The 4010-nt window shown below is 54.3% G+C and carries 4 protein-coding genes; all 4 read right to left on the bottom strand.

The annotated features are described in order from the left end of the window. Positions 1 to 1505: recombinase family protein (locus tag WMO64_RS16860; RefSeq protein WP_349232745.1), on the bottom strand; the 1505-nt coding region annotated here is incomplete at its 3' end. 77 nt (positions 1506 to 1582) lie between these two features. Further along, the gene (locus tag WMO64_RS16865) at positions 1583 to 1879 is read right to left on the bottom strand and encodes a hypothetical protein (protein WP_087289232.1); all 297 of its coding nucleotides are present in this window, start codon (positions 1877 to 1879) and stop codon (positions 1583 to 1585) included. 26 nt (positions 1880 to 1905) lie between these two features. Continuing rightward, a complete protein-coding gene (mobQ, locus tag WMO64_RS16870; RefSeq protein ID WP_349232746.1) occupies positions 1906 to 3381 on the bottom strand; it encodes a MobQ family relaxase in 1476 nt (491 codons plus the stop codon). 3 nt (positions 3382 to 3384) lie between these two features. Beyond that, complete coding sequence (locus tag WMO64_RS16875; RefSeq protein ID WP_295370567.1) at positions 3385 to 3702, bottom strand: DUF3847 domain-containing protein; 318 nt, start codon at positions 3700 to 3702, stop codon at positions 3385 to 3387. Positions 3703 to 4010 lie beyond the last annotated feature (308 nt).

Raw genomic sequence — 4010 nt, forward strand, 5'->3', positions numbered from 1 at the left:
TCCTGCAAATCCGCGTACTTGTGTACCCGCTGGATGAACTGCTCCAAGTTTTCAATCTGTCGTTCCTGTACTTCAATATCCTGCTGTAAAGTCTGGATTTCCGCCTTGAGCTGCGTCTGCTCGTCCTCGTAAGACTGGCTCATCATAGAAAAACGCTCGTCCGTGATCTTCCCGGCCACATTGTCCTCATAGATGCGGATGAACAGCCGGTCAAGCTCGCCCATGCGCCGCTGCGCTTGTTCCAGACGCTTGATGCTGGCGCAGATTTTTTCCTCGCTGGCCAGCCGGAGCCGGTGTTCCATCGCGTCCCGGAAATGCTTCTCATACCGGGTCACATAGAAGATGACCGCTTTCATGTGCATCCAGACCAGCTCTTCCAGCACAACCGCCCGGATGAAGTGCGCCGAACAGCTTCCCGTATTGCTGCGGTAGTTGGCGCAGACAAAGTGATCTTGCCGTTTCTCAAAGTAATTGGTGGTGCAGTACCGCATCTTTGCGCCGCAGTCGGCACAGTAGACCATGCCGGAAAACAAGCTGCTTTTGCCGGTTTTCGTCCTGCGGTGCCGCTGCTGGCGGATTTCCTGAACCTTGTCAAAGACTTCCTGCTCGATGATCGCCGGGTGGGTGCCATAGAAAACTGCCTGCTTTTCCAGAGGCGTGTCCCGCTGCTTCTTGTCCCAAATGGAATTGGTGTAGGTCTTGAAGTTGACCGTACAGCCGGTATATTCCCGCCGTTCCAGAATGTGGACAACGGTGTTGGTGTTCCAGTGATAGGGATCAGAAGTCTCCGGGCTGGGGGTCTTGATGCCCGCCCTGCGCTTGTAGGCGGTGGGGTTGAGCACCTTTTCCTCCTGCAAGAGCTTTGCGATCTGCATCGGCCCGCGCCCTTCCATGCAAAGTCGGAAAATACGCTTGACCACCTGTGCTGCCGCTTCGTCCACAATCCACTTTGTCCTGTCATTCGGGTCTTTGAGATATCCAAACGGGACATTGGTGGTCAGCGGTACGCCGCGCTCGCCCTTTGCCTTCTGCACCGCACGGATTTTGCGGCTGGTATCTTTTGCAAAAAACTCGTTGAACCAGTTCTTGATACCTGCCACATCGTTGTCGGTGCTGTTGGGGTCGATGGTGTCAAAGTGGTCGTTGATGGCGATATACCGCACTCCATACTTCGGGAAAGTGAAGTTGATATACAGCCCGGTCAGCGATGAATTTCTACCCAGCCTGGATAGGTCTTTGGTGCAGCAGACGGCCACTTTTCCTGCCTCAATTTCGGCCAGCATGGCCTGAAAGCCGGGGCGGTCGTAGTTGGTGCCGCTGTACCCATCGTCCACAAAGAAAGTCGGATTGGGGAAGCGATGCTCTTTTGCGTACTGGAGCAGGATCATTTTTTGATTCTGGATGGAGTTCGATACATCCCCCTTGCCGCCGTTCTTGTCATCCTTCATGTCTTCCACGGATAGACGGCAATAGAGAGCCGTGATTTTTTCAGTTGCCCGCTGCATTTCTGCGTCCTCCTTCAAAGGGGCAACTGCCAGTACAGGATTGGCTGCTTCTATTGTACCAAGATTCCGGGCGTTTGTCATTCGCTATCCTCCATCTTTTCTGTAAACTTTTCGGCCATGATGCGCTCCATCTTCCGGTTCAGCGGCTCGGTGCCGTCATAGCTGCCTGTGACGGTGTAAACCGTGCCGCCGATCTCCTTCTGCAAGGTGAACTCCGGCAACCAGAACGCCGAGAGATTTTTCACATGAATGTGACCATCCTCTCCGATCCAGAAATTGCGCTTCGTCAGGTCACTGGGGTTGGAAAAATGGTATTCTTCCGGGGTGTCCTGGTTGTTTATGATTTCGGGTGGGATTTTCAATTTGCTGTCCATAACTGCCTCCTGAAAATGTGGACGATTTAGTGTTCGATTTCCTGTTTTTTCTGCCGTGTAACGGCGTTTTGGCGCTCCTGCTCATGCTGCACCTGATAGATGCTGTAATGGACGGCCCAGAGCTTTTTTGTGTCGGCGTACAGGGGAGCTATCTTTTGTTGTAACGCCTGATACTCGGTTTCCAGCTTGGATTTCTCCTTCCGCCACGCATGGACGGGGAGTTTCCCGTCCACCCACTGATTTTTCAGCTTGCGCTCGGCCATGTAAAATGTCCGCAGCACATTTTCATGCTCTGCCTTGTACTTCTGCCGGAAAGTATCAAAACGGATGTTTTTCAGCTTGTCGGCAACGGGCTTGCCCTGCTGGTAGTAGTCCGCCATGCGGAGCAGCTCGTCCAATTCTTTGATGCGGGCCTGCTTCCCGGAGGCGGATTTTTTCAGCGCGTCAATCTGTTCCTGCATGGAGTTCAGCAGTGCTTCCAAATCCTCGGTGGTGCGGAGCTGCTTGGATTCCAGATAGCCGATAGTTTCCGAAAACTTTTTCAAATTCCCGATTTTGGCCTTGCTGCTGTATGCGCCCCTGTTACGGTCGTCACAGTAAGCGGACAGTAGTTCTACCAGCGTAGGCGGTTGGGGCGCGGAAAGCTCGGCTTTGACATCTTTTAGCCAGCCGATCAGGGATGCGATTTTCGCTTTTGCCTCCCGCAGCATGGCATTGGTTTTCCTGATCCAGCGGTTGAGGTCGCCTTTGTCGGTACGGATGCCCTTTTGCTCCATTGCCTTGACGGTGGGCCCCTCATGGACGGTGGGTAACTGCTCCACGCCCTGCCGCTCATAGCTGCGGTGGTCGATGCGGCAATCCAAACCTTTCTCCGCAAATTTGGCATTGCACAACTCCGCCCATGCCTGCCGCCAATGCTCCAAGGTGTCGGGGCTGCCCCAGTCGGTGGTGGGCACAGCGTTGAACACATAATTCCCGGCCTCGTCCCGGATGCGCTCGCCGTGTTCATCCAGCAGATATTCCCGGCGCTGCTTGCCGCCCCAGCTTCCGTCCGGCAAGATAGGCCGGATGGGACACAGCACATGGAAGTGCGGGTTCTGGATACCGCCGTCATCTCTGTCTGGCTGGTGTACGGCGAAATCCACTACCATGCCCCGGCCAACAAAGTTCTCCAACAAAAACTGCCTTGCAAGGGCGATGTTCTCCTGCATGGAGAATTCGTTCTGCAAAGCAATGTCAAAACTGTATGCAAGCTGTGCTTTTTTTCCACGCTCGGCTTCCTCAACGGCATTCCAGAGGGTTTGCCGGTCTGCATATTCCGGCGGGGCATGGGGCGGCAGCAGGATTTCGGAACAGATCACACCGCCTTTGCGGGTGTAGTCGCTGTCCTCACCGTAATACTCGCTGTGCAGCTTTTCGCCGGATCGGTAGGCGGCGGATGCCACAACCGACTGCCCGGCGCTTCGTTTGATCTGCGTTACATGAAAATGGAACAGTGCGATATATTATCCCTTTCCTTTCTGCTCGGTGGCGTTGTGGGCGTTGACGGCGGACATGAGCAAACTCTTGACTTCCGGCAAAGTAAGTGCTTTTTCCGCAAAGGCGTAGAACTCGGTTTCGGTCAAAACCTTTGCCAGCGGCTCCACGCTTTCGATGGCCGCGCCGCAGGTGATTAGGCGGTGCGCCCGTTTGCGGCGGTCGCCTTTCTCATAGTAGCTGCGGCGGTTTTCTAGCTGCTGTTGTCTGTGTTGAAGCTGGGCAAGTTGACGTTCTTTGGCGGCAATTTCAGCTTCCAGCTCCGGGATGGTTTTCTGTTTTGGCATGGTGCATAACCTCCTTAAAAATTTGACGGATAGAAACAAAAAGACCGCCTACCGAAAAACGGTAAACGGTCATGGTCACATATTCAAAACTTTGTGGGCGGAGCAGTTTGCGCCAGCAAATTGCTCCGCCCACAAAGTGTGCAGGAGATAGGCGAAGCCGCAAGAGGGTGCAGCCCTCTTGTTCGGAACGAAGTGACGCAAAACAGCCCGGACATTCGCTGTCCGGGCTGTCTGCCTCGCAGAGCGCACGATACAGGGCTTGCCCCTGTATAGAAGTGCGCCCTTGTTGTCAAGGGATTTTGATGCTT

Origin of the sequence: Pseudoflavonifractor intestinihominis (genome assembly GCF_040096055.1) — a bacterium.
Taxonomy (GTDB): Bacteria; Bacillota; Clostridia; order Oscillospirales; family Oscillospiraceae; genus Pseudoflavonifractor; species Pseudoflavonifractor intestinihominis.

Excerpts from the sequence above, each read along its gene's own strand:
- WMO64_RS16865 (WP_087289232.1), bottom strand. The coding sequence starts at position 1,879 with ATGGACAGCAAATTGAAAATCCCACCCGAAATCATAAACAACCAGGAC.
- WMO64_RS16875 (WP_295370567.1), bottom strand. The coding sequence starts at position 3,702 with ATGCCAAAACAGAAAACCATCCCGGAGCTGGAAGCTGAAATTGCCGCC.